Source organism: Saccharospirillum sp. ABV4_185 (assembly GCF_056159245.1).
This window is the reverse complement of the sequence record NZ_JBSWUW010000001.1, coordinates 1,712,226-1,736,431: the sequence shown is the minus strand read 5'-3', so window position 1 is coordinate 1,736,431 and position 24,206 is coordinate 1,712,226. Positions and strand designations below refer to the sequence as shown.

At 56.6% G+C, this 24,206-nt stretch carries 23 protein-coding genes; 14 read left to right on the top strand and 9 right to left on the bottom strand.

What is annotated here, in order from left to right; translation table 11 throughout:
• Positions 1-79 precede the first annotated feature (79 nt).
• The 4 genes from ACXAE6_RS08095 (at position 80) to ACXAE6_RS08080 (ending at position 3,309) form a co-directional block, all read left to right on the top strand.
• The gene (locus tag ACXAE6_RS08095; RefSeq protein WP_475146479.1) at positions 80-811 is read left to right on the top strand and encodes a hypothetical protein; all 732 of its coding nucleotides are present in this window, start codon (positions 80-82) and stop codon (positions 809-811) included.
• 25 nt (positions 812-836) lie between these two features.
• A complete protein-coding gene (locus ACXAE6_RS08090) occupies positions 837-1,127 on the top strand; it encodes an addiction module antidote protein (RefSeq protein WP_475146478.1) in 291 nt (96 codons plus the stop codon).
• Between the two features lie 89 nt (positions 1,128-1,216).
• Complete coding sequence (locus ACXAE6_RS08085; RefSeq protein ID WP_475146477.1) at positions 1,217-1,879, top strand: YciC family protein; 663 nt, start codon at positions 1,217-1,219, stop codon at positions 1,877-1,879.
• Positions 1,880-1,992: 113 nt separating this feature from the next.
• Positions 1,993-3,309, top strand: a complete 1,317-nt coding sequence (locus tag ACXAE6_RS08080; RefSeq protein ID WP_475146476.1) for an MFS transporter — start codon at positions 1,993-1,995, stop codon at positions 3,307-3,309.
• A 7-nt stretch (positions 3,310-3,316) separates the two neighbouring features.
• Here ACXAE6_RS08080 and ACXAE6_RS08075 read toward each other — a convergent pair whose 3' ends face one another.
• Entirely contained in the window at positions 3,317-3,745 is a 429-nt protein-coding gene (locus ACXAE6_RS08075) for a CBS domain-containing protein (protein ID WP_475146475.1), read from the bottom strand.
• A gap of 28 nt (positions 3,746-3,773) precedes the next feature.
• Positions 3,774-4,220 carry a YaiI/YqxD family protein gene (locus ACXAE6_RS08070; protein WP_475146474.1) on the bottom strand — a complete coding sequence of 149 codons (447 nt, stop codon included), beginning with the start codon at positions 4,218-4,220 and terminating at the stop codon, positions 3,774-3,776.
• Between the two features lie 115 nt (positions 4,221-4,335).
• Here ACXAE6_RS08070 and gloA point away from each other — a divergent pair, with 115 nt between their 5' ends.
• Positions 4,336-4,878: a lactoylglutathione lyase gene (gene gloA / locus ACXAE6_RS08065; protein WP_475146473.1), complete on the top strand. Its 543-nt coding sequence runs from the start codon at positions 4,336-4,338 to the stop codon at positions 4,876-4,878.
• On the opposite strand, the gene ACXAE6_RS08060 is transcribed toward gloA, so the two are convergent.
• Positions 4,875-6,161, bottom strand: a complete 1,287-nt coding sequence (locus ACXAE6_RS08060; protein WP_475146472.1) for an NAD(P)/FAD-dependent oxidoreductase — start codon at positions 6,159-6,161, stop codon at positions 4,875-4,877. The genes gloA and ACXAE6_RS08060 overlap by 4 nt on opposite strands.
• Positions 6,162-6,247: 86 nt before the next feature.
• Between ACXAE6_RS08060 and ACXAE6_RS08055 the strand changes: the two genes are divergently transcribed.
• Positions 6,248-6,523, top strand: a complete 276-nt coding sequence (locus ACXAE6_RS08055; RefSeq protein WP_475146471.1) for a YrhK family protein — start codon at positions 6,248-6,250, stop codon at positions 6,521-6,523.
• 6 nt (positions 6,524-6,529) lie between these two features.
• On the opposite strand, the gene ACXAE6_RS08050 is transcribed toward ACXAE6_RS08055, so the two are convergent.
• Both ACXAE6_RS08050 and aptA read right to left on the bottom strand, forming a co-directional pair.
• Complete coding sequence (locus tag ACXAE6_RS08050; protein WP_475146470.1) at positions 6,530-8,017, bottom strand: CoA-acylating methylmalonate-semialdehyde dehydrogenase; 1,488 nt, start codon at positions 8,015-8,017, stop codon at positions 6,530-6,532.
• A 21-nt stretch (positions 8,018-8,038) separates the two neighbouring features.
• On the bottom strand, positions 8,039-9,346 hold the full coding sequence (gene aptA, locus ACXAE6_RS08045) for an omega-aminotransferase AptA (RefSeq protein WP_475146469.1): 1,308 nt from the start codon (positions 9,344-9,346) through the stop codon (positions 8,039-8,041).
• Positions 9,347-9,603: 257 nt separating this feature from the next.
• Here aptA and ACXAE6_RS08040 point away from each other — a divergent pair, with 257 nt between their 5' ends.
• Positions 9,604-11,097, top strand: a complete 1,494-nt coding sequence (locus tag ACXAE6_RS08040) for an aldehyde dehydrogenase (RefSeq protein WP_475146468.1) — start codon at positions 9,604-9,606, stop codon at positions 11,095-11,097.
• Positions 11,098-11,181: 84 nt separating this feature from the next.
• Here the strand turns inward: ACXAE6_RS08040 and ACXAE6_RS08035 are convergent, their stop codons facing one another.
• On the bottom strand, positions 11,182-12,477 hold the full coding sequence (locus ACXAE6_RS08035) for an NAD(P)/FAD-dependent oxidoreductase (RefSeq protein ID WP_475146467.1): 1,296 nt from the start codon (positions 12,475-12,477) through the stop codon (positions 11,182-11,184).
• A 171-nt stretch (positions 12,478-12,648) separates the two neighbouring features.
• On the opposite strand from ACXAE6_RS08035, the gene ACXAE6_RS08030 reads away from it, so the two are divergent.
• The 4 genes from ACXAE6_RS08030 (at position 12,649) to wrbA (ending at position 14,902) form a co-directional block, all read left to right on the top strand.
• A complete protein-coding gene (locus ACXAE6_RS08030; protein ID WP_475146466.1) occupies positions 12,649-13,197 on the top strand; it encodes a cupin domain-containing protein in 549 nt (182 codons plus the stop codon).
• A 75-nt stretch (positions 13,198-13,272) separates the two neighbouring features.
• The gene (locus ACXAE6_RS08025; protein ID WP_475146465.1) at positions 13,273-13,824 is read left to right on the top strand and encodes a tetratricopeptide repeat protein; all 552 of its coding nucleotides are present in this window, start codon (positions 13,273-13,275) and stop codon (positions 13,822-13,824) included.
• Positions 13,825-13,882: 58 nt separating this feature from the next.
• On the top strand, positions 13,883-14,134 hold the full coding sequence (locus ACXAE6_RS08020; RefSeq protein ID WP_475146464.1) for a GNAT family N-acetyltransferase: 252 nt from the start codon (positions 13,883-13,885) through the stop codon (positions 14,132-14,134).
• Between the two features lie 165 nt (positions 14,135-14,299).
• Entirely contained in the window at positions 14,300-14,902 is a 603-nt protein-coding gene (gene wrbA, locus ACXAE6_RS08015) for an NAD(P)H:quinone oxidoreductase (RefSeq protein WP_475146463.1), read from the top strand.
• Positions 14,903-14,998: 96 nt separating this feature from the next.
• Here the strand turns inward: wrbA and ACXAE6_RS08010 are convergent, their stop codons facing one another.
• Together ACXAE6_RS08010 and ACXAE6_RS08005 are read right to left on the bottom strand one after the other, a co-directional pair.
• On the bottom strand, positions 14,999-15,838 hold the full coding sequence (locus tag ACXAE6_RS08010; protein ID WP_475146462.1) for a class III extradiol dioxygenase family protein: 840 nt from the start codon (positions 15,836-15,838) through the stop codon (positions 14,999-15,001).
• Complete coding sequence (locus ACXAE6_RS08005; RefSeq protein ID WP_475146461.1) at positions 15,831-16,202, bottom strand: protocatechuate 4,5-dioxygenase subunit alpha; 372 nt, start codon at positions 16,200-16,202, stop codon at positions 15,831-15,833. The genes ACXAE6_RS08010 and ACXAE6_RS08005 overlap by 8 nt, the downstream gene beginning before the upstream one ends.
• Before the next feature lie 244 nt (positions 16,203-16,446).
• On the opposite strand from ACXAE6_RS08005, the gene ACXAE6_RS08000 reads away from it, so the two are divergent.
• The 3 genes from ACXAE6_RS08000 to ACXAE6_RS07990 are packed head-to-tail and all read left to right on the top strand — an operon-like array spanning position 16,447 to position 23,235.
• Positions 16,447-20,154: a hybrid sensor histidine kinase/response regulator gene (locus ACXAE6_RS08000; RefSeq protein WP_475146460.1), complete on the top strand. Its 3,708-nt coding sequence runs from the start codon at positions 16,447-16,449 to the stop codon at positions 20,152-20,154.
• Positions 20,147-21,061 carry a GGDEF domain-containing protein gene (locus tag ACXAE6_RS07995; RefSeq protein WP_475146459.1) on the top strand — a complete coding sequence of 305 codons (915 nt, stop codon included), beginning with the start codon at positions 20,147-20,149 and terminating at the stop codon, positions 21,059-21,061. Before ACXAE6_RS08000 ends, ACXAE6_RS07995 begins: the two co-directional genes overlap by 8 nt.
• Positions 21,058-23,235, top strand: a complete 2,178-nt coding sequence (locus ACXAE6_RS07990) for a GGDEF/EAL domain-containing response regulator (protein WP_475146458.1) — start codon at positions 21,058-21,060, stop codon at positions 23,233-23,235. The genes ACXAE6_RS07995 and ACXAE6_RS07990 overlap by 4 nt, the downstream gene beginning before the upstream one ends.
• Here the strand turns inward: ACXAE6_RS07990 and ACXAE6_RS07985 are convergent, their stop codons facing one another.
• Positions 23,236-24,123, bottom strand: a complete 888-nt coding sequence (locus ACXAE6_RS07985) for a LysR substrate-binding domain-containing protein (RefSeq protein ID WP_475146457.1) — start codon at positions 24,121-24,123, stop codon at positions 23,236-23,238.
• Between the last annotated feature and the right edge of the window lie 83 nt (positions 24,124-24,206).

Below are 24,206 nucleotides of genomic sequence, written 5' to 3'. Positions count from 1 at the left end.
TGAATGTGATCGCTGCTCCATCCAATGGCGCAATCGCTTATGCTAGTGTTTGGATTCTATCCAAGGCGGTCACACCACCATGAATTTCATTGTCTTGTTGCGTAATACTGGCCGCTTTTTCGGTCAACACTGGCTGCGTTTGTTCAGTATCACTTTGCTTATCAGCGCTATCACGCTGATTGTCGCGGTCGGGGCAATCGTCGCTGTGGTAATGGGTAGCCGAGGGATCCATCCCGTCAATTTGGCGCGTTTGGTGACCTGGATTGGCGGCGTTTGGATGAGTACGGCCATCCTTTATTACCTTTATGCCGCCGCTGATGGGCAACAGCTGTCACCATTCGCGGCCATTCGCAAAAGCCTGGATAGTATTACTCCGGTGTTTGGTTACCAGTTGCTGCTGTTGGCTGTCTTATTGCTGCTCGTCATGGTTGCCTGGCTACCCATCGTCAGCGTCTTTCCTCTCCTCGATAAGTTTCCGTACAACCTCTGGGGATTCGTCGTGCTGTTTTATTTCGGGTCACGATTGGTCGCACTGGGAATGATTGATTTGGTGGTGAATCAAACCGACTTGAAAACCCTCGTTTTCTCGACCTGGCGTATCAGCCGAGGTCAAGTTTGGACGCTGCTGATTGCACATCTGATTTTTTTCGCCGCCATCACCCTGGTTTTCATCATCCTACCCTTGGTCGAGCCTTATCTTTTGTTACAGATGTCGGTGCTGGTTTTACTCATCCAGCCCATCGTGATTCTGTTCTATATTTTTATTTTTCAAATTTATGCTCATCAGCGACCCGACACAGACAATGCCTGACTCACTGATAGCCGAGAGAATTCCCATGCCTGTTGATACCCAGACCTTTAATATGGCGGACTATCTGCTCACGCCGCACGATGTTTACGCCTTCCTAAACGAAGCGCTGCAAACCAAGGACGTCAGTTTTATTGCTCGCGCCTTTGGCATCGTCGCCGAATCCAAAGGCGTCGAAATCATTGCCCAACACAGCAACCTCAATTGCGCTCAGTTGTGCCTGGCCGTCAGCGAGCAAAGCGAACCGACGCTGGCGTCGGTGCTGGCGGCGCTGGAGGCTTTGCAAGCAGACCTATCTCTCGATACCCACAGCCACTGAGCCGGGCGCGGACGTAAACGCACCGGGCTGCACTTCACTTACTGCCCGGCTGTGATACTGTTTTGCCACCTCAACCGATAGCGATGCCCATGCTGTATTCTTTCCTGCGCGACACCCTTCGTTTCTTCGGCCATCACTGGATTCCGCTGACGGTCATCACCGCCAGTCTGGGGCTGGTGTTTGAACTGTTGGTCATGCTCAGCTGGCCGCAAACCAATCCGGACGAGCTCAGCTTTCCGTGGTTTGCTTACCTGCTGCAATGGCTCGGTTCGGTTTGGACCATGGCGGCGGTCATTCTTTATCTTGACCATGCCCTGGGTGGGCAATATCTGGCACCGGTGAGCGCCTGGCAAAAAGCGCTGACTTTCGTGTTACCGCTGGCGGCTTTGCAGATACTGATCGCCATCGGCATTTCCATCGGCTTTGTGTTTCTCGTCGTCCCCGGCATCTACCTGGGCATTAAACTGGCGTTGAGCAGCTTTTATCTGGTGCTCGACCGACAGTCCATCATCACCGCCATGAAGTCGGCCTGGAACGGTAGCGATGGTTATGGCTGGACACTGCTGGGCGGCTATCTGTTGTTCTATGGCGTCCTTATGTTGCTGATGCAAACCATCACCTACACCCTGACCTCAGAAACCGGTGGTTATGGACCGATAGAGGTCTTTATCGGTGTGCTCTTTAAGCCGTTAACAGCGCTCATTATTATCTTCGGTTTCCGCGTTTATTCGGACAGCCGCCAGTCCAGTTAAAAGCTGCATTTTTGCGCTGGCGCAACCAACAAAGAGTGCTAGAGTACGGGGCCTGACGTCGGCCCCGCTATGCCTCTGCCGAGCCTCGCTGCAATCCTGGACTGAGTACCCTCATGCGTTCCATTCTGCTGTCCATTACTGCCCTGTTTTTTGGTCTGTCGTTATTGCTGATGGGCAACAGTCTGCTCAGCACCTTATTGGTGATTCGCGGCGTCAGCGTAGGGTTTTCTGAACAGTTTCTCGGCCTGCTGTCATCAAGCTATTACCTCGGCGCCTTGCTGGGTACCTGGTTTGCCGGCCGGTTGATTCGGCAGATGGGTCATATCCGTTGCTTCACCTTCTGCGCATCACTGCTGTCGTGCGGCACTGTGCTTTATGTGCTGCTGCTCTCTCCCGTTGCCTGGATGATCATTCGTCTGCTCACCGGCTTCGGCGTCTTCGTGCTCTTTACTGTTATCGAAAGCTGGTTGAACGGCCAGACGCCGGACGAATACCGCAATCGCATTTTCTCGCTCTACATGGTGGTGCAGATGATCGCCACCGCCATTGCTCAGCAGTTCCTGCATCTCGACAGCGCCGATGCCTTTACGCTCTTTGCCATCGCTGCTGTGCTGGCTTCGGCCGCTGTAATGCCGGTGTCCTGGACGCGCTTGCAACAGCCACACGTGGCGCTCGATATGCCGAAAATGGATTTGCCGCGCCTGATTGAATCGGCACCGGTCGCGGTCACTGCTGTGGTGATTTCCGGTCTGACGCTGGGTCCGTTCTGGGGCTTGTCGCCGCTGTTTGCAGCCAGCCTAGGTTACAGCGAAAGCCAGGTGGCGATCTTTATTTCTCTGGCGGTTTTGGGGGGCGCGGCGATCCAGTATCCGGTCGGTCGGCTGTCCGATCTGATCGATCGGCGGCTGGTCATTCTGGGCGTCCTGGCAGCGACCTCCCTGGTCAGTCTGGCGCTGGTGACCGTCGCTTATCTGCTGCCATCGCAACTCTGGTTAATCGTTTTCCTGGCGATGCTCTTTGTCGGCCTGGCACTGGCGGTATACCCGATCGGTGTGGCGCACCTGGTGGACCATATCCATAAGGATCATCTGGTGGCCGGCTCCAGCGGTCTGTTACTGCTCTATGGCCTGGGTTCCTTTATCGGCCCGGCGTTGGCAGGCATCGGTTTGCAGCGGCTCGGCGGCCAGTCATTACCGGGTTTCTTTGCGCTGGTCACGCTGCTGGCGGTGTTTGTCGTGGCCTGGCAGCTACGGCAATCGAAGGTGGTGGAGAAGCCGACCGACTACGAAGGTCACTTTGTGGCCATGGTGCGCACCGGCCCCAATGTGTTGCCGCTGCACCCGGATTCGGAAGAGGAAATTGAGCCGCCGAAAGAACGTCGCCAAGGGCCGCGTCCGCAACCACCAGAAGACGCAACTCCGAACGACTAGGCAACGCTTAATCTTTCGATTTTTTGCGGTAGGAGTGTTCGAGCATGGCGCGCACCAGATCGCGCCAGGTGAGAATGCCCAATGGCTGTTTCGAGCTGTTCACCACCGGAATGCAGGATAAGCCTTTGTCGTGCATCAGGCGCACCGCCTCGATGATCGGCGCTTCCGGTGAAACGGTGATCGGGTCACGCGTCATCAACTCATAAGCGCGCTTGATCATGGTGTGGGTATCGCGCAGTTCTTCTTCGTATTTACCGACGAACGGCGACAGCGCCTTGAGCACATCGCGGTCGGAAATAATGCCCACCAGTTTGCCGTGTTCGGTGACCAGCACATGGTGAAAATGGTGTTCTTCGAACAACTCACGAATGCTCGCCAGAGTGTGTTCGGTGCCCACTTTCACCGGGTTGGGAGTCATAAAATCGCTGACACTCATCGTCTTTTCCTTAACGTCTGTGGTGCGCTTAACGCTGGCGCGCCAGCCAGCGGTCGAGTTGATTGGCAAAGGCCTGACGATCGCTTTGGTTGAACGCCGCCGGACCGCCGGTCTGAATACCACTGGAGCGCATCGTATCGAGAAAATCCCGGATGTTCAGCCGGCCTTTGATGTTGTCCTTGGTGAAGGCCTCGCCACGCGGGCTCAGCGCCAGGCCGCCAGCGTCAATCACCTCAGCCGCCAAGGGAATATCGGCGGTAATCACCAAATCTCCAGGCTGCAGCCGCTGTACAATTTCGTTATCGGCCACATCGAAGCCGGAAGCCACCTGCACACTGCGAATATGCTTCGACGGCGGCGTACGCATCGGCTGATTGGCCACCAGCACCAACTCGGTAGCAGTACGTTCCGCAGCGCGAAACAGAATTTCCTTGACCACGCCCGGACAGGCATCGGCATCGACCCAGATCGTCATCGTTGTTCTCTTCGGTTAACTGGCGGCAGTTTAGCATGACCCGATGCGACGGTTTAAAAGCGGCACTGCAACACCATCTTAGCCGAAACAGAATTCGCTGACAGAAGGAGCCACCATGAGCCGTCATTTCGAAACCGCACCCGGCCTGAACGAAGAACGCGACCCGGCCACTAACAACTTTGTCTTTAACCAGACCATGCTGCGCATCAAAGACCCGGCCGTGACCCTGGATTTCTACACCCGGGTTATGGGCATGACGCTGGTAAAGAAACTGGATTTCGAGGCGATGAACTTCTCGCTCTACTTTCTAGCGGCGATCAAACCGGAAGAGCTGAGCGACTGGTCCAATGATGCCAAAACCCGCACCGCCCAAACCTTCGGCCGCCCGGCGATGCTGGAACTGACCCACAACTGGGGCACCGAAAAGGACGCCGACTTCCACTACCACAACGGCAACGACCAACCTCAGGGCTTCGGCCATATCGGTTTCGCGGTACCGGACCTGGACGCCGCCTGTGCGCGTTTTGATGAACTGGGCGTCGAATACGTCAAACGCCCGGAAGACGGCAAGATGAACGACCTGGCCTTTATCAAAGACCCGGACGGCTACTGGATCGAGATTTTCGCCGCTGAGCGCATTGCCGGGGCCATGGCTTAAATCCCCAACTTATCGCGCAAGCCATAATAGATCGCGCCCGCCGCCGTGTAGGGCGCGCGCAGCATCCGGCCGCCGGGAAACGGGAAGTGTTTCAACGCGGCGAAAGCATCGAACCGTTCCGCCTGGCCGCGCAAGGCTTCAGCGATTAACTTGCCGGCCAGGTGCGTTGTGGTAACACCGTGACCGCTGTAACCCTGAGCGTAATAAATGTTGTCGCCGATGCGACCAAACTGCGGCAGGCGACTCATGGTGAGCAGGAAATCACCGCCCCAGGCGTAGTCGAATTTCACACCTTTGAGTTGCGGGAACGTACTTTCCAGATGCGGCCGCAGGAAGTTTTCGATGGAGCGCGGGTCGCCACCGCCGTAGGTCACACCGCCGCCGTAGAGCAGCCGGAAATCGCCGGTAATGCGGTAGTAATCGAGCTTGTAATTGCAGTCTTCGACGCACTGCAATTGCGGAATCAGTTCGCGTGCTTTTTCCTCACCCAGCACTTCGGTGGTGACAATCTGGGTGCCGCAAGGCATCGATTTGGCCGCCAGTTCCGGCACCAGATTACCCAGGTAGGCATTGCCGGCAACCATCAAATAGTTGGCCGTTACCTGGCCCTGGTCGGTGTGCACTACCGGCTTCTCACCGCGATCGATACGCAGCACTTTTGAGTCTTCAAATATTTGTCCGCCGTGACTTTCAATCGCCGCCGCTTCACCGAGCGCCAGGTTCAGCGGATGAATATGACCGCCGCGCTGATCGAGCAGGCCACCGAGATAACGATCGGATTTGAGGTAGCCGCCCAAGGCATCACGATCCAGCAGTTTCATCTCATCGTTGCCGTAACGCGCCCACAGTGCTTGCTGCTCGGTCAGTTCGTGCAGCTGGCGTTTGTTGAAGGCAACGAACAAACCACCGGGCTTGTAATCACAATCGATCTGATACTGAGCGATGCGCTGACGAATAATGTCGGCGCCTTCGAACGCCATCGAGCCAAGCATCTTCGCCATGTCCTGACCGTAATTACGTTCGATCACATCCAGATCACGGCTGTAGCTGTTGACCAACTGACCGCCGTTGCGGCCGCTGGCACCAAAGCCAATGCGCGCTGCTTCCAGCACCACCACCTTGAAGCCGGCTTCGGCTAAATGCAGCGCTGTCGATAAACCGGTAAAGCCCGCGCCGATCACACAGACGTCGGCTTCAATAGCTTCCGTCAGCGGCGGTCGTTGCGGCGCTGCATTGGCCGTGGCGGCGTAATAGGAGCCGGTATGTTCGGTGCGTTCAGCCATGTTTAAAACTCTCCTGCAAGAGCACGTTTGCGTTGTGAATTGCGCTGCCTCTATGCTTGCCAACCTTAACTGCGACGGAGGCAACGATGACCGACACCAACCTGGACAATCCGCTCACCCTGAAACTGGGTCATGAAGAACTGATCATCCGGCGACGTTACGAAGTGCTGAGCATCATCAATGACTTCTTTATCGCCATCTGGTTTTTTGTCGGCAGTATTTTGTTTCTGTTTCCCAGCCAGGAAACACTGGCAGTCTGGTTTTTTATCATCGGCAGTTTTCAGTTTTTAATCCGGCCAACCCTGCGGCTGACCAGCCATATCCATCTGCAACGTATTCCATCCAGCCAGTGGAATAACTGAGTTCAGTTACTCCAGCGTCGGCATGACAAATTCGGCGCCTAAATCGCCTTCCGGCCAGCGGGCAGTAACAGCCTTGCGTTTGGTGTAGAAGCGCACGCCTTCCATACCGTGAACGTGGTTGCTGCCGAACAGCGAACGCTTCCAGCCACCGAACGCATGGAAGGCCATCGGTACCGGAATGGGCACATTGACGCCAACCATGCCGACCTGAATGTCGCGCACAAACTGACGCGCCACACCGCCGCTGCGAGTGTAGATGGAGGTGCCATTACCGAACTCATGAGCGTTAATCAGTTTCACCGCGCTGACGTAATCGGGCACGCGCACTACGCACAGTACCGGACCAAAAATTTCTTCGCGGTAGATGGTCATGTCCGGTGTAACCTGATCGAACAGACAGCCACCGATAAAGTAGCCGTTCTCGCAACCGGCGACGTTTAAACCACGACCATCGACGACCAACTGCGCACCTTCGGCCACGCCGGTATCGACATAACCGGTCACTTTCTGCAGATGCGCCGCGCTGACCAACGGCCCCATATCGAGGCCTTTTTCAGCGCCGTTGCCGATCTTTAATTGACGCGTTTTGGCGGCCAGTTTTTCCACCAGTTCGTCGGCGATATCGCCCACGGCAACAGCAACCGAAATCGCCATGCAACGCTCACCGGCCGAACCGTAAGCCGCGCCCATCAACGCATTCACCGCGCCATCGAGATCGGCATCGGGCATCACCACTAAGTGGTTTTTCGCGCCGCCCAAGGCCTGCACGCGTTTGCCGTGTTCGCTGGCGGTGCGGTAGATGTATTCAGCAATGGGCGTGGAACCAACAAAGCTGACCGCCTTAACGTGCGGGTTAATCAACAGCTCATCGACGGCTTCTTTATCGCCATTGACCACGTTGAACACGCCATCGGGCAAGCCGGCTTCTTTGAGCCAGTCGGCGACCAACAAGGCCGCACTCGGATCTTTTTCCGAGGGTTTCATGACGAAGGTATTGCCGCAGGCAATCGCCACCGGCCACATCCACATCGGCACCATGGCCGGGAAGTTAAAGGGCGAAATACCGGCAACCACGCCGAGTGGTTGATTAACCGACCAGGCATCGACACCGCGACCGACCTGCTCGGTGATTTCGCCTTTCAACAGATGCGGAATGCCACAGGCAAACTCAACCACTTCCATGCCACGAATCACTTCACCGCGTGCATCCTCAAACACCTTGCCGTGCTCGGCGCTGATCACCCGCGCCAGCTCATCGAGCCGTTCATCGAGCAGCATTTTGAAGCGGAATAGAATACGCGCCCGATTCAATGGCGAGGTTTCCATCCAGTCCGGCAAGGCCTTACGCGCAGCCTCTACGGCCTGCTGCACTTCGGCTTTGGACGCCAGCGAAACCTGCGCCGTCTGCTCACCCAGGGCCGGATTAAATACCGGGCCTTGGCGTTCGGAGGCGCCGGTATGTTGGCCGCCAATAAAATGATTGATCTGCTGCATATCAAAATCCTCGATTCGGTGTCAGCCAACGCTCTGGATGGCGGTGCGAATGGCGCTGATGATTTGGTCGATCTGGTCTTCGCTGATGATCAGCGGTGGCGACAGCGCCAGCGTATCGGCGGTGCAGCGGGTCAGCACATTGCCCTGCCAGTAACAGTGATGGAACACATCGTAGCCACGTGCGCCGACGGCGCCATCACGCGGATGCAATTCAATGCCGCCGACCAGACCGATGTTGCGAATGTCCTTCACCACATCCAGTTCATTCAGGCTGTGCAACGCATCCTGGAAGCGCACTTCCAGTTCCAGCGCGCGCTGGAACAATCCTTCGGCTTCATAAATATCGAGCGTCGCCAAACCAGCCGCCGCCGCCACCGGATGCCCCGAATAGGTGTAGCCATGGAACAGCTCGATGGTTGCATCCGGGCCGTTCATAAAGGCATCGTGAATAAAGTCGGCGGCGAACACCGCGCCCATTGGCACCGAGCCGTTGGTCAGGCCTTTGGCGGTGGTCATTAAATCCGGAGTCACGCCAAAACGCGTCGCCGCAAAGGCTTCGCCAACTCGACCAAAACCGGTAATGACTTCATCGAAAATCAGCAGAATGCCGTGCTGTTGGGTCAGCTCGCGCAAGCGTTTCAAATAACCGACCGGCGGCAACACCACACCGGCCGAACCGGCCACCGGTTCGACGATAACGGCTGCTATGGTGTCGGCGCCGTAGAGATCGATCATACGTTGCAGGTCTTCCGCCAAATCGGCACCGGCTTCAGGCAAACCCCGGCTGAACGCATTTTCCGCTAACAGGGTATGACGCAGATGCGCCACATTCGGCAAACCCGGACCAAAGGCGCGCTTGTTATTGACCAGACCACCGACCGAAATGCCACCAAAGCCCACGCCGTGATAACCCTTTTCGCGACCAATCAAACGCGAGCGCTGGCCATCGCCTTTGGCGCGGTGATAAGCCAGCGCAATCTTCAAGGCGGTATCGACCGATTCGGAACCGGAGTTGGTGAAGAACACCTTGTTCAGGCCGTCAGGTGTGTACTGCACCAGACGCTCGGCCAGCTCGAACGGCGCCGGGTGACCCATCTGAAAGGTCGGGCCGTAATCGAGTGTGCTGATCTGTTGGTGCACTGCCTTGGAGATAGCGTCGCGTCCGTGACCGGCGTTCACGCACCACAAACCGGCGGTGCCATCGAGCAGGGTACGGCCGTCTTCGGTGGTGTAGTGCATGCCTTCGGCCGCGACCAGCATGCGCGGTTCGGCCTTGTATTGGCGGTTGGCGGTGAAGGGCATCCAGAAGGCATCGGTTTTAACAGACATGGCGGCCTCGCTATGGCAATGGGTAGCAACATCGCCCTTGCTCGAAATCGGCATCGCGACGTTTGTTATTTTGAACATGCAGCGCCAGTGTATGTCAAAGATTCACGGTCGCCAACCACCGCCAACCTCCTCGATAGTTGCATTCTGTCTGCCCCGAACCGCCACAAAAGCGGGTTTCAACAAGCGTTCAATATATTGAATGTTCACCGCCCACTGGAGTAAGGTGGCAGCATTAAAATTTCCCGCTCGAGGCCGCCATGACCACCCAAACTTTTGATTACTGGACCCAACAGGCCTCCGCCCTGAAAGCCGAAGGCCGCGCCTATATCGATGGCGAATACAGCGACGCGCTCTCGGGTGAAACCTTCGAATCGCGCAGCCCGATTGATAATCGCCTGCTGGCCAATGTGGCTGCCTGCAACGCCGCCGATGCCGACCGCGCGGTCGCCGCTGCGCGCCGCGCCTTCGATGCTGGTGAGTGGTCACAACTGCCGCCGGCCAAGCGTAAGTCGGTGCTGCTGCGCTTTGCCGCCCTGATCAAAGAACACGGCGACGAACTGGCGCTGCTCGACACCCTCGATATGGGCAAACCGATTGGCGATTCCACCGGCGTCGATATCCCGGCCACGGTGCGTTCCATTCAATGGTCGGCCGAAGCCATCGACAAGCTGTACGACGAAATTGCGCCCACGGCGCACGATGAACTCGGTTTGGTGACGCGTGAGCCGGTTGGCGTGGTCGCTGCCATCGTGCCGTGGAATTTCCCGATGATTATGGCCAGCTGGAAGATCGGTCCGGCACTGGCGATGGGTAATTCGGTGATTCTGAAACCGTCGGAAAAATCGCCATTGAGCGCTATTCGACTGGCCGCGCTTGCCACCGAAGCCGGCATTCCCAAGGGCGTCTTTAATGTGCTGCCCGGTTTTGGCCATACCGTCGGCAAAGCGCTGGCGTTGCATATGGACGTCGACACGCTGGTGTTTACCGGCTCCACCGGCGTCGCCAAGCAGCTGATGATTTATTCCGGTGAATCCAACTTAAAACGCATCTGGAGTGAAGCCGGTGGCAAATCACCGAACGTCGTCTTCGCCGATGCACCCGATCTGGACGCCGCCGCTGCGGCCGCCGCCGAAGGCATCTGCTTTAACCAGGGCGAAGTCTGCACCGCCGGTTCACGCTTGCTGGTCGAAGCCAGCATCGCCGACGACTTTATGGAAAAGGTGCGCGCCGCCATCGCCACCTGGAAACCCGGCAACCCGCTCGACCCGGCCACCAAGGTCGGTGCCATTGTCGATGAAGCCCAGTTGCAACGCGTGCAAAGCTACATCGCCGCCGGCCATGAAGGCGGCGCCCGCCTGACTGCCGGTGGCGAACGCCTGAACGCCGTCGATGGTGGTTTCTTTGTCGAACCAACGGTGTTTGAAGACGTCACCGCCCAGATGCGCATCGCCCAGGAAGAAATCTTCGGGCCAGTGCTGTCGGTGATTCGATTTGAAGACGAAGCCGAAGCGCTGCGCATTGCCAACGACAGCGTTTATGGTCTGGCCGCCGCCCTCTGGACCGCCAACCTCAGCCGCGCCCATCGCTTTGCCAAAGGCCTGCGCGCTGGTTCGATCTGGGTCAACCAGTGGGACGCTGGCGACATGACCGCGCCGTTTGGCGGCTATAAACAGTCGGGTAACGGCCGCGATAAATCGCTGCATGCGTTCGATAAGTACTCGGAGATTAAGGCGACCTGGATAAAGATTTAAACGGGAGACGCTTAACGGGAGACGCTTGACGCTGATTACACCTAGTTAGCATCTCCCGTCTCCCGTCCAGCATCTCCCGTACAATCAAATCCAATCCTTCATCCGGTAATACAACATCCCCAACGCCAGCAACGGCGACCGGAATTTCGGCCCGCCGGGGAAGGTGATGTGCTTTACCTTCTCCAGCAAATCCAAGCGTCCGCTTTCGGCGTGAATGCTTTCGGCGATCACTCGCGCGGCCAGGTGAGTGACATTCACACCATGACCGGAATAAGCCTGGGCGTAGTAGATGTTGGGTTGCAGTCGGCCAACCTGCGGAAAACGGTTGGCGCCGATGCCGATCATGCCGCCCCATTGGTAGTCGATGCGTACTTCTTTTAAGTAAGGAAATACCTTGTCCAGATGCGGTTTTAACACCGCCTCGATGGAAGACGGGTCGCGCCCGGAATAGTTGCACAGACCACCAAACAGCAGGCGGTTGTCGGCGGACAAACGGTAATAATCGAGCGCTACATTCATATCGCAAACGGCGTGGTTGCCTGGCAGCACGCGTTTGGCGGTGGCGTCGTCGAGGGGTTCGGTCGCCATCATATAGCTGCCTGCGGGCAGCACTTTGCCGGCCAGAGTTTTGTTCAGACCAGCAACATAGGCATTGCCGCACAAAACCAATCGTTCAGCCGTCACCTCGCCCAGTTCGGTTTTAATCCGCATCGGTTCGCCTTCAATCACCTCGGTCACGGCGCTGCGTTCAAAAATCCGCACACCCAGACTCGCTGCTGCCCTGGCTTCACCGGTCACCAGATTCAGCGGATGCAGATGACCGCTACCCTGATCAACCAGGCCGCCCAGATAGCGCTCGGAGCCGACGACTTCGCCCAATCGATCCGGTGGAATCAGTTCAAACTGAGCGCCCAGCGGTGTCTTGTTCAGCGCCTCAACGTCGGCTTGTAGATCACGCCAGTGACGCGGTCGGTTGGCGACGTCGGCATAGCCCCAGCGCAAATCACAATCGATGCCGTATTGAGCGACACGCTGGCCAACGATATCAAGCGCCTCGCTGCCCATGGCTTCCACCTCAGCCATACCCGCCTCACCCAGCACCTTGCGGAACGGCGCCAGACCATGACCGATGCCGCGCACCAGCTGGCCACCATTGCGACCGGACGCGCCCCAGCCAATGCGCCGCGCCTCCAGCAACACCACGCTGTAGCCCCGTTCCGCCAGCTCCAGCGCGGTATTAACGCCACTGAAACCGCCGCCGACCACGCAGACATCAGCGCGGATCGACTCGGTCAGTTGCGGGTAACGTTGGTCGTAGCGTGCGGTATCGGCGTAGTAAGAGGCCGGGTGATCCGGGCCGTGGGTGCGGGGGTTTAACATCGTGGTCTTCAGTTCCAGTGTTAATTATAATGGGCGATCGTTTGGTATTTTTGACATAGCGTCAGTGGCATTGCAAGCCACAGCGGCCGTAGTGATGGAGCTTGCATGGTGAGGGTCAGTGGCGTTTGATAGGCTGTAAAAAATAATGAAACCCCCTGGAGGGATGCACTCTTGGATGTAGGCGAACGACTCAAATCCATTCGTGAACAACACGGACTGTCGCAACGGGAGCTGGCCAAACGCGCCGGCGTCACCAACAGCACCATTTCCATGATCGAAAAAAACAGCGTCAGCCCCAGCGTCAGTTCGCTGAAAAAAGTATTGCAGGGCATTCCCATGTCGCTGGTCGAATTCTTCGCCGAAGAAAACGAGAACGAGTCAACCCAGCCGGTTGTCTATTCGCCGGACGATCTGCTCGACCTGTCCGTCAACGATGTGCAGCTCAAGCTGGTTGGACGCGCCTTCGGCAAACGGGCGCTGGCTTTTATGATCGAAACCTACGAACCCGGCGCAGACACCGGCGCCGACCTTTACGTACACGACGGTGAAGAAGCCGGTCTGGTAGTGCGCGGCGCTTTTGAACTGACCGTCGGCAACGACATCTACCAGCTGCACAAAGGCGACAGCTACTACTTCGATTCCACCCGGCCGCACCGTTTCCGCAACCCGTTCGACGAACCCTGCCAGATTATCTCGGCCACCACACCGGCCAACTTCTAACCATAACGTCGGCAGTGAAGCCGCCAGTCATGGTCTAGACTAAGTCTTCCAAGATGACGCTAACGGAGCAGGCCAATGTCCGTTCATCGCTGGAGTCTGTCGCTGCTGCTGGTGTTGTTCACCGGTATCAGCGCGGCCGATCAATTCAATGTCCGGCTCGATCCACTGTTCGCCCGGCTGCAGCGTGCGCCCGATGCGGTGACCTCAGCCATGATCGAACAACAAATCTGGCGCGCCTGGAGCGAAGCACCCAACGACGCGGCCGGTCGGCTGATGCGTCGTGGCACGGCCGCGATGCAGGCCGGCCAGTTGGAAACCGCGCTGAGTAATTTCAATGAGCTGATCGAGACCGAACCGGAATTCGCCGAAGCCTGGAATAAACGCGCCACCGTCCATTATCTGCTCGGCAACTATCAGCAATCGATCGCCGACATTGACCAGACACTGGCGCTGGAACCGCGTCACTTCGGCGCACTGTCCGGCCTCGGTGCCATCTTCGCGCAACTGGAACAACCCAAGGCCGCCATCCGCGCCTTCGAAGCCGTGCTGGAAATTTACCCGCAATCGAGCAGCAGCAAACGCAGCATCGAGCGCCTCGAATCCAATCTGCAAGGTCGCGTGCTCTAGACGTCAGGTGGCTTGAGCAGCAAGAATGGCAGCTCTCTTGTTGCCACTCGGAGTCTGTATGAACGCCGTCGAACACCGCCCCGACGAACACCAGTTTATCCTCAGCCTGGACGATGGTCAGGGTCATCTGCGCTACCAGCTCAACGGCCAGGACATCGACTTCACCTCCACCTATGTGCCCGATAACTGGCGCGGTCGCGGCCTGGCCCGTGAGCTGGTCGATGCCGGCTTAGCCTGGGCGCGCGGCGAAGGCTATAACATCCACGCCAGTTGCTGGTATGTCCAGAAGGTGCTCACACGCGGCGGTTAAGCCTGCTCAGACCTTGGGAGCCTCTGAATAATTCCCCCGGGGCTCCCTTAGTGAAAATCTTTGAACCCGGGCTTCAGTTTCCTTCGCTTTGATCAGCACAGCGAAAGCGCATACTGCGCCCCGTATTCGAACTTTTCGTTCACATTTTCCACTGAGGAATCTGACATGACTAAAGTACTGGTGCTCTACTACTCCATGTATGGCCATCTGGAAACCATGGCCAAAGCCGTTGCTGAAGGCGCTAAAGAAGCCGGCGACGTTGAAGTCACCATCAAGCGCGTACCGGAAACCATGAGCGCTGATGCTCTGGCTGCGATCGGCGCCAAAACCGACTCCGAACATCCGGTTGCCAGCGTTGACGAACTGGCCGATTACGACGCCATCATCTTCGGCAGCCCGACTCGCTTCGGTAACATGACTGGCCAGATGCGCACCTTCCTCGACCAGACCGGCGGTCTGTGGGCACAGGGCAAACTGGTGGGCAAAGTGGGCTCTGTGTTCACTTCTACCGGTACTCAGCACGGCGGTCACGAAACCACCGTTACCTCTTTCCACACCACCTTGCTGCACCAAGGCATGGTCATCGTCGGCGTCCCTTACAGCTGCCCTGGCCTGACCTATATGGACGACATCACCGGTGGTAGCCCATACGGTGCCGGCACTCTGGCCGGTGGCGACGGCAGCCGTCAGCCGAGCGAAAACGAGCTGGACATTGCTCGTTTCCAAGGCAAGCACGTCGCTGAGATCGCCAAGAAGCAAGCGGCCTGAGCCGATTCGATTTAACGCCACCCGCCGGTGTGTTTTACCTCTTTTAACCCGGCGGATTTCAGCGCAGTAACCCCGCTCCGGCGGGGTTTTTTTCGTTCAGTCGTTTTGAATCAACATCACCCCGGCACCGGTATTGGAAATCGGCGCGTGGTAGGAGCGATGCAGTTCGGTCAGCTTGCCGGTGAGTGCACCGCGCATGGCTAGCCACATGGCCAGTTCCACACCTTGGGAGCCGGCAATTTTCACCAGATCACCATTGGAATAGCGCGTCAGCGCCTGGGGGTTTGGCACCAACTGATCCATGCAGTAATGATCAAATTCGTGGTTAATGTAGCCGGCCCGTTCGCCATCGAGCTGATGCGACAACCCGCCGGTTCCGAACATCACCACCTTCTTGTTGCCCGACCAGGATTCCACCGCCCGGCCAATGGCCTGTCCCAAGGCAAAGCTGCGGGACGGTTTGGGCATAGGGTGACGTTCGCAGTTGATGGCCACCGGTATTACCTGCAGATGCTGGTAATCCCGGTCCGGGTACATCAAGGTCAACGGCACCGTTAAACCATGGTCGACGCGCATTTCCTGGCACACGGTCGGATCGAAATCCGCTTCGATCAAGCTGTTGACGATGTGCCACGACAAGTCGGTTTCACCGGTAATCGGCGGAATCGGTTTGATGCCCCAGCCTTCATCGGCGTTGACATAGTGGGCCGCTGTGCCGATGGCAAAGGTCGGTTTGCGGTCGAGGAAAAACTCCAGACCGTGATCGTTGTAGAACACGATCGCAATGTCTGGCTGCTGCTCATACAACCACTGCCGCACCGGCGGATAGGCGGCGAAGAAGTCTTTCCAGTACGGCTCGTTTTGCAGGCCCTGATCCATCGCCACGCCAATGGCGGGAATATGGCTGGTGCTAATACCACCGATGATCTTACTCATAGTCGTATTCTCCAAAGCGGCGGTTACCACCATCGACCAGCATGGCCTTGAATTCATCGGTGCTCATGCCGGTCTGCAAACCACCGACATCCTGCACGCCCAAACCCAGTACGCCGGCGAATTTGGCGAGGTAATAAATCGATCCGCCCAGCGCCTGCAGCTTGAGTACATCACGGCCGAGCAGGGCGGCTTTTTGTTCGGCGTCGAGCCCAAAGCGATCGCAATAGCCGCTTTCATCAGCCAGAAAGGCTTCGCGTCCGGCCGCTTCATTAAAGGAGTAACACAGCTTGTTCAAGGCATAGCCCTGGGTGGCCATAGGACCGTCAAAGATCTGGGTGCCTGGCGGTGAATGAGGAATGGTCATGGTAAAGCTCCGTCATCGTTGCTTGAGCCACAGACTAGAGCAGCCGATATGACTAAAACTGATCTGGATCAGTTCAGGCGGGGCTTCTTGGGAACAGGGCGTTCACCGGCCGGGACACTGTTTATAGCGCCGGGTATGCGCACAAAAAAAATACCAATCGGCCAATGTTTGACTAGGCTGAAACAGACCCCGGGACAGGGTATGGCGGTTTGCCGTCCGATAATAATGATGGAGGTTGTGGTTAATGAACAAACCGATTCAGCCAGCAATCGATCGAGATTCAAAACGGCTGATGCTGTTGGTACTTCTGCCCGTCACCCTGCTGTTTATTATCCTCGGTTACGTGCTTCAGCAGCAGCGCCAGGCGCAGCAACTGGAAGACTTTGATCAGGATCAGATACGGACGCTGGCTGAAGCTCAGACCTTACTGAAAACTGCCCTGAATCAGCCTATTCAGCATTTGACCGGCACCATCGCCAACCCCTTCGTGCTGCAAGCCATGTCCAGCAACAACCCCACTGATCGCAGCCGCGCCCTGGCAGCCAGTCTGAGCGGAGTGGCGTTACGCAATCGCGACTATATGCAATTGCGCTGGATATTACCCAGTGGTCAGGAAGCGCTGCGCATCGATGTCGATCACGAAAACGGCGGCATTTATAACCGTTCACAAGAGGAATTGCAGAACAAAGCCAACCGCCCCTATCACGATATGATTATGCAGCTGCAGGGCTTTGAAGTGGGCATTACCGACGCCGACCTGAACGTTGAAGATGGCCGGGTTGAAGTGCCGCTGAAGCCAACCATTCGCTATGGTCTGCGTCTGCCACGGGTCAACGATGTCGACCTGGGCTACCTGATTTTCAACCTCGATCTGGATCAACTGCTCGACACCATCCGCCGGCTGCAAGGTGACACCCGCCTGTTCCTCGCCGATGCCAGAGGCCAATGGTTGCTGCACGATCAAACTGCCTGGGCCTGGGGTTTACTGCTTGGCAACGATACCCAAATCAGCCAGACCAACCCTGAACTGTGGACCGCGCTGACCAACAACAGCCTCAGTAACAATGTCCTAAACACCACCAATGGTCGCTGGCGTTGGACCAAAATTCGCGTCGGGCAAGGCAACGAGTCCGTAGCAGTCAGCACTGATATCTGGATATTGGCCAACATCCCGCGCGCTACCCTGGTGAACGCGACCAGCGGCAATATTCGTCAGTCGTTGTTGCTCTATGCCACCTTGCTGGTCGCCTTGTTGATCTTCAGCACCGTGCTCTACAGCACGCAAAAACGCGCCACCTTATTGCGCCGGGAAAATCAGGACATCACCAACGAACTCAACTCCAGCCTGACCTTTCAGCAGACCCTTAACAATGTCTTACCGGCCTTGGTTATCTACTGGAATCGCGAGGAGAAATGCGAGTACGTCAACGAAACCTTTGAGCACTGGTTTAACACGTCCGCTTCCGAACTGATCGGAAAAACCTTCAGCGAAGTGATGCTTAATGAGGACCACCAGCTCTATCATTCCCTACTGCTGCGCGCTCTGGCCGGTGAAAAAGTCACCTTTGAGCGCAGTGTCATAAACAACAACATCACGCAACATCTACACACCACCTATGTCCCACACAAGCAGCCCGATCCGCTGGCGCCGAACCAAACACTGATCAGCGGTGTGATCTCCATCAGCACCGATCTGACCGAAATCATCCAGGCGCGCAAAGACGTGGAAGCACTGAACCAGGCGTTGGCTGAACGTACCCGCCAGGCAGAAACCACCGCTGCGGCCAAGAGTCATTTCCTGGCCAATATGAGCCATGAAATTCGCACCCCGATGAACGCCATCATTGGCCTGTTGGACATCATTCGTGAAACCGAGCTGAACGCTCAGCAACATGACTACATCGATAACGCCCGAGCCTCGGCCAAATCCTTATTGCATGTATTGAACGACATCCTCGACCTATCAAAACTCGAAGCCGGAAAACTGTCCATCAACCTGGAATCTTTCGATGTCGAACGGCTGTTTAACAGCACCGTCAAACTGTTCGATTCGGCTTTCTATAAAAAGAACGTCGAACTGCTGGTCTGGGTCGACCCACGCATTCCGCGCCGACTCAAAGGCGACCCGCACCGGCTCAATCAGGTATTGAACAACCTGGTGGGCAATGCGCTGAAATTCACTCGCCAGGGCGAAGTGGTGCTGTCGGTCACCCTGGCCAGCAAAAATGAGATGAGTGCGCATCTGATCTATTCCGTTAAAGACACCGGCATCGGTATTCCTGCGGACAAACAGCAAAGTATTTTTGACTATTTCAATCAAGCCGATAACGACACCACCCGCGAATTCGGCGGCTCCGGTTTGGGTCTGAGTATCTGCCGCACGCTGGTGCAATTGATGGACGGCAGCATCGGCGTCAACAGTACCGAAAACAAAGGCAGTGAATTTTATTTCGAACTGGACCATGAAATTGTCGAAGAAAATATCGCCAACCCACCCCGGCTGAAACGGATTCTGATCGTCGACAGCAGCAGTGCAGCGCGTAACATGAGCAAAGCCTATCTCGACAGCTGGTCTATCACGACCGATACCGCCGACTCCCTCGAAGCAGGCCTGGCAGCCATCAACAACCCCGACATCCAATACGACGCCATCCTGGTGGACTGGCAATTGAACGATGACTCGGGCCTTGATCTGATCAACGCCGTGCGCAGCAACGACCAGCCATTCCCCATGACCGTGCTGATGACCAATAAAGACCCCTACGATCTGCTCAATGAGATCAAGGCCCGCGACATCAGCGATGTGCCGCTGTTGAAAAAACCCTTCACCTCATCGGCGCTCTATGACGTTCTGGCACGACTGGACAACGACAACAACAACGCTGTAAACAATAACAGCGACGACGAACAGAAGCGGATGCACGAGCAGGCAAGACAACTGGTCAGCAAGCGCATTTTAATGGTCGAAGACAACGCCCTGAATCAGGAAATAGCGCGCACCCTGCTGGCCAATCTGGGCATACCACTGGAAGTCTGCGACAGCGGCGAAGCGGCTTTGGAACTGGTGCGGGAAAATGAGTACGACGCCATCCTGATGGACCTGCACATGCCGACCATGGATGGCTTTGAAACCACGCGCCGCATCCGTGAACTGCTCGGACCAAACTTGCCAATCATCGCGCTCAGCGCGGCGGTCATGGAAGACGACATCGCTCAGGCCAAAGGCGCTGGCATGGACGATCACGTGGCCAAACCCATTGATCTGGCGCAGCTGGTCGACACCCTCTATCGCTGGCTGCCGGTACCGCTGGACACCACAACCGCCAATCATCATTCAGCCAACAGCCGCAACGAAACCACCGCCGACGTGCCGCTGGATTCCTTGTTTACGCAAATGGGTGAAAGTACCACCGAGGTGATGCGCCGTTTTCAGAACCAGGAAGCCACCGTTCGACATTTATTGATCGGCTTTGCACGCAATTATCACGACTTCAGCGAGCAACTCGAACAGGCGGTTCAGGCCGATGATGCTGCCACCTTGAAACGTCTGCTGCATACCTTAAAAGGCACGGCCGGCAGCCTGGGACTGAGCCGACTCAGCGACGCTGCCAAGGCTCTGGAGCAAGACCTGAAAACCCAATGGCCAGTATCACTGGAGAGCATTCAGCAGCCGCTGAATCAGGCGTTAACGGCGTTGCAGACCTTAACGCTCAACGACCTGCCCCAGGCCGCCATCAAACCTGAAGACAAACCCGCCTTGCTCAACGAAGTGGATGTCATCCTGTCGCGTTCGCGGGTAATACCGACGGAGTTGATCATGCAATTGCGCAGCCTTGCGGCTAACGACAAGCTGGCCGGTCACTATCAGCAGCTGCTCGAACAGATCGATCGCTTTGACTACGCCAATGCCCGTACCACCCTTAGCTACATCAAGGACCGGAACGATGTTTAACCCCTCAAGCCCGGATACCCGTATCCTGATCATTGAAGATGATCCGCTGATCATTCATACCATCCTGCCCACACTTAAAGAGTGCGGTGAGACCCTGATCGCCACCAATGGTGAACAGGCACTGCAGCTGGCGCATGAGCAACCCAACCTGATTCTGCTTGATCTGAATCTGCCCGATATGCACGGCATGGAACTGATCCGTCTGTTGCGACATCAATTGCACGCCACCGATATCCCACTGGTGGTATTAACCGCAACCCGGGATGCCGATACCGAAGTGCGCTGCCTGCATGCCGGCGCCAGCGACTTTTTACGCAAACCGATTTCATTGCCGGTACTGGAAGCGCGATTGAAAGTGCATCTGGAACTGCAGCAGAAAACCCAACTGCTGATCAACCTGGCCAGCCTTGATCCGCTGACTGGGCTAGCCAACCGACGCACCTTCGATTCGGTCTACGAACGCTATTGGTCATTGCATTACCGCCAGAGGGCACCGCTGTCTTTGCTGTACAGCGACCTGGACCATTTCAAAGTCATTAACGACCAGTACGGCCATGAGGGCGGCGACCACTGTCTGATCGAAATGTCGCGGGTGTTAACCACCACCGCCAAGCGACCATCCGATCTGGTGTGTCGTTACGGTGGCGAGGAATTTGTCGTCTTGTTACCCAATACGCCACAGGATTCAGCCTTAGAACTGGCGCGCAAGGCGCAATCGCTGTTGCGGCAAAAACCGATCCGCTTTAATGACCACGACATCAACCTGACTGCCAGTTGGGGCTTGGCCACCACCGTGCCGGAAGAGTCGCAAATCAGCCACGACCTGATTCAACGCGCTGACCAAATGTTGTACCAGGCCAAGGCCACCGGCAGAGATAAAGTCGTCAGCCAAGGAGATGCCTCATGACCGATATCAGCGCCAGTTTGCAACCGCTTATTTTATTAGTGGATGACGAACCCGATAACCTCAAGGTACTGGCCGATACGCTGAAATTTGATTATCGCGTCGCCGTGGTCACCAGTGCGGACCAGGCGCTGCGTTATCTGGAAAATGAAACGCGACCGAACCTGATTTTGCTCGATATCGTTATGCCGGGCATGGACGGTTACGCCCTCTGTCAGGTACTGAAAAACAGCGTCGACTGGCGCGATATTCCAGTGATTTTCATAACCGCAAAAACCGATGCCGCCTCCGAAGAAGCCGGCTTCCAACTCGGCGCCATCGATTACATTCACAAACCTTTCAATCGCTCCATCGTGCTGTCGCGCATCCGCTCGCATCTGTCGGTTCACGGCATGATGGGCCGCTTAATGGAGCGTGCTTCGCAACTGGAAGAACGCATCGGCAACGTCGCGCTCGGCCACAGCAATCTGGTCCCCGATCCCGACGCTCATGTCGCCGATCTGTTGCTGCAATCGGTGTTCACCCAGGCCATGGAAGCGGTGGTCATTACCGATTCACTCGGCACCATCGAAGCCATCAATCCAGCCTACACGCGCATCACCGGTCTGAAAGAGGATGAAGTGCTGCGTAAAGGGCCGGAATATCTACGCCAACATTTTAAGCGCATGGAATTCGATCATCACATCTGGACATCGTTAAAGCAGGAAGGTCATTGGCGCGGTGAGTTGATGAACCGGCGCAAAGACGGTTCCAGTTATCCGGAGCTGCGCACCATCAGCAGTATTCGCGGTCCGGGTAACAAGGTTAAATATTATGTCTCGGTATTCAGCGACATCACCTCAGTAAAGGAGACCGAATTCACCATCGATTTTCTGACCTGGTACGACCCCCTGACCAAGCTGCCCAACCGGGCTTTTTTTCTCGATCGTCTGGACGCCACCTTGAAGTCGTGCCGACGCAACGATCGCATGTCCGCCATCCTGTTTCTCGACATCAATCAGTTCAAACAAATCAACGATTCACTGGGCATACCGGTGGGTGATGAAGTGCTGGTGCAGTTCGCCAATAAACTGCAGGACCTGGCTTCACATTTTGATTTTCTGGCGCGCATGGACAGCGATGAATTCGCCTTTTTGCTACCGGCCACGCGCCTGGATGACGACCCCGAACGCCTGAGTCAGGCAGTATCGCAACTGGTGGAAAACATTCTCTGGCATACCGGCGAGCCGCTGCGGATCAATGATGAGCACAGCATCGATATCAGCACCACCATCGGCGTAACGCTGTTGCCACACAGCGATAAAGAATCGGCTTTCGACGCCTTGCGCAACGCCAAAACCGCACACCATCGCGCCAAGGATGTGGAGCACGCCCAGGTGGTGTTTTTTGAAACGCCGATGGGCGATGCGGTGATGGAAAACTTCAAGCTCGGCCAGGCACTGAAAACCGCGGTCGACAACAACGAACTGCGCATCTATCTGCAAACCCAGCACGATCATCAGGGCCAGATTGTCGGTGCCGAGGCGCTGGTGCGTTGGCAACATCCGCAGCGCGGCCTGGTACCACCGGATCAGTTTTTGCCACTGGCCGCACAGCTGGGGCTGATGCCTGACATCGACCGTTGGATGATCCAACAGGCACTGGCGATTCTAAAAGCACTGCCTTTGTTACCGGACGATCCGTTCCGTCTGGCGGTCAATGTAACCTCCGATCATTTTGCCCGTGAGGATTTCGTTAAGTTCATTGCCAGCGCCATCGATGCAGCCGGTGTTCCGGGCCAGCATCTGGTTATCGAGATGACCGAAAGCGTGATGATTCAGGATAAAGACGAAGTCATTAATAAAATATTGCGGCTCAACGGTCTGGGCGTGGAAGTGTCCATCGACGACTTCGGCACCGGTTATTCCAGTCTGAGTTATCTGCAAACCCTGCCGATTTCAGAGCTGAAAATCGACCGCTCTTTCAGTGCCGACATTACGCCCGGTTCAGCCGGCGCCGTCATCGTCGACCTGATTTATATGCTGGCCAAAAAACTGGGCCTGCGTACTGTCATCGAAGGGGTGGAAAACGAAGACCAGTTGGACCTGCTGGCGCATTATCCGGAAGCCAATCTTCAGGGTTATTATTTCAATCGGCCGACGCCCGCCGATGAGTGGCTGGCCCACTATAAACACTGATTAACTGGCATCGTTCTCTGCCTGCTGACGGATGATCGCCGCCATCTGACGCGTCGCCGGGCGGTTCATCGTCGCCTTGTTCCAGAGCAGCCCCGGCGTGCGCACCGGCGTCGGGTTCTCCAGCGCGACCGCCACCAGGCCCGGCTCTCCCGCCAGGGCGTTGGCTGAGACGATGCTCGCCAGACCGGTACGGCGCACCAGCTCCACCATCGGCGAAATGGCGTTCATTTCCGCCACCACCTGAGGCTTGGCACCGGCGGCCATAAAGCACTCATCGAGCAACTGACGGGTGGAAAAATTCGGCGTCAGCAACGCCAGTGGCAGACCATTGAGTTCCACCATCCTCAGTCTTTTGCGTTTTGCCAGCGCATGATCGGACGCTACGATTAAGCGCAATTCCTCATTGAACAAGGGCTCAAACCAAAGCCCACGCGGCACCGCCGGCCGGTACGACACGCCTAAATCCAGACTGCCATTTTCCAGCCCCACGGCGATCGACTCACCCGACAGTTCCTCCACCACCACCTTGACCCGCGGAAAGCGCTGCATAAAGGCCGCCAGACATTGCGGAATCAGCTGCACATTAAAGCTGTGGGTTGCGGCGATACGCAGCTCGCCGGTCAGTTCATCCGGCACGTTTTTCAGCGCGGCGACGATGCCGTCGACCTGACCGACGATGGGCAGGATCTGGTCGACAAAGGCACGACCGGATTCAGTGATGGTGACGCGCTTGCCATGGCGGTGAAACAGCTGCACGCCCAGTTCTTCCTCCAGCTGCCGAATCTGATGCGACAGTGTCGACTGAGTGACGTGCACCCGCTGCGCCGCCCGGGTGAAGTTCTGTACCTCGGCCAACGCCAGGCAGTAACGCAGATGTCGCAATTCCATAGTGATTCCAACCCCAGCAACTATTGATGACCAACTATCGATGTCATCGATCGTTTTTAGCGATATTTATCATTTTTATAAAT

Coding starts and splice junctions, on each gene's coding strand:
- ACXAE6_RS08060 (WP_475146472.1), bottom strand. CDS start 6,161: ATGGCTGAACGCACCGAACATACCGGCTCCTATTACGCCGCCACGGCC.
- ACXAE6_RS08055 (WP_475146471.1), top strand. CDS start 6,248: ATGACCGACACCAACCTGGACAATCCGCTCACCCTGAAACTGGGTCAT.
- ACXAE6_RS07995 (WP_475146459.1), top strand. CDS start 20,147: ATGTTTAACCCCTCAAGCCCGGATACCCGTATCCTGATCATTGAAGAT.
- wrbA (WP_475146463.1), top strand. CDS start 14,300: ATGACTAAAGTACTGGTGCTCTACTACTCCATGTATGGCCATCTGGAA.
- ACXAE6_RS07990 (WP_475146458.1), top strand. CDS start 21,058: ATGACCGATATCAGCGCCAGTTTGCAACCGCTTATTTTATTAGTGGAT.
- ACXAE6_RS08025 (WP_475146465.1), top strand. CDS start 13,273: ATGTCCGTTCATCGCTGGAGTCTGTCGCTGCTGCTGGTGTTGTTCACC.
- ACXAE6_RS08050 (WP_475146470.1), bottom strand. CDS start 8,017: ATGCAGCAGATCAATCATTTTATTGGCGGCCAACATACCGGCGCCTCC.
- ACXAE6_RS08020 (WP_475146464.1), top strand. CDS start 13,883: ATGAACGCCGTCGAACACCGCCCCGACGAACACCAGTTTATCCTCAGC.
- gloA (WP_475146473.1), top strand. CDS start 4,336: ATGAGCCGTCATTTCGAAACCGCACCCGGCCTGAACGAAGAACGCGAC.
- ACXAE6_RS08010 (WP_475146462.1), bottom strand. CDS start 15,838: ATGAGTAAGATCATCGGTGGTATTAGCACCAGCCATATTCCCGCCATT.
- ACXAE6_RS08005 (WP_475146461.1), bottom strand. CDS start 16,202: ATGACCATTCCTCATTCACCGCCAGGCACCCAGATCTTTGACGGTCCT.
- ACXAE6_RS08070 (WP_475146474.1), bottom strand. CDS start 4,220: ATGACGATCTGGGTCGATGCCGATGCCTGTCCGGGCGTGGTCAAGGAA.
- ACXAE6_RS08095 (WP_475146479.1), top strand. CDS start 80: ATGAATTTCATTGTCTTGTTGCGTAATACTGGCCGCTTTTTCGGTCAA.
- ACXAE6_RS08040 (WP_475146468.1), top strand. CDS start 9,604: ATGACCACCCAAACTTTTGATTACTGGACCCAACAGGCCTCCGCCCTG.
- ACXAE6_RS08090 (WP_475146478.1), top strand. CDS start 837: ATGCCTGTTGATACCCAGACCTTTAATATGGCGGACTATCTGCTCACG.
- aptA (WP_475146469.1), bottom strand. CDS start 9,346: ATGTCTGTTAAAACCGATGCCTTCTGGATGCCCTTCACCGCCAACCGC.
- ACXAE6_RS08085 (WP_475146477.1), top strand. CDS start 1,217: ATGCTGTATTCTTTCCTGCGCGACACCCTTCGTTTCTTCGGCCATCAC.
- ACXAE6_RS08035 (WP_475146467.1), bottom strand. CDS start 12,477: ATGTTAAACCCCCGCACCCACGGCCCGGATCACCCGGCCTCTTACTAC.
- ACXAE6_RS08080 (WP_475146476.1), top strand. CDS start 1,993: ATGCGTTCCATTCTGCTGTCCATTACTGCCCTGTTTTTTGGTCTGTCG.
- ACXAE6_RS07985 (WP_475146457.1), bottom strand. CDS start 24,123: ATGGAATTGCGACATCTGCGTTACTGCCTGGCGTTGGCCGAGGTACAG.
- ACXAE6_RS08075 (WP_475146475.1), bottom strand. CDS start 3,745: ATGAGTGTCAGCGATTTTATGACTCCCAACCCGGTGAAAGTGGGCACC.
- ACXAE6_RS08000 (WP_475146460.1), top strand. CDS start 16,447: ATGAACAAACCGATTCAGCCAGCAATCGATCGAGATTCAAAACGGCTG.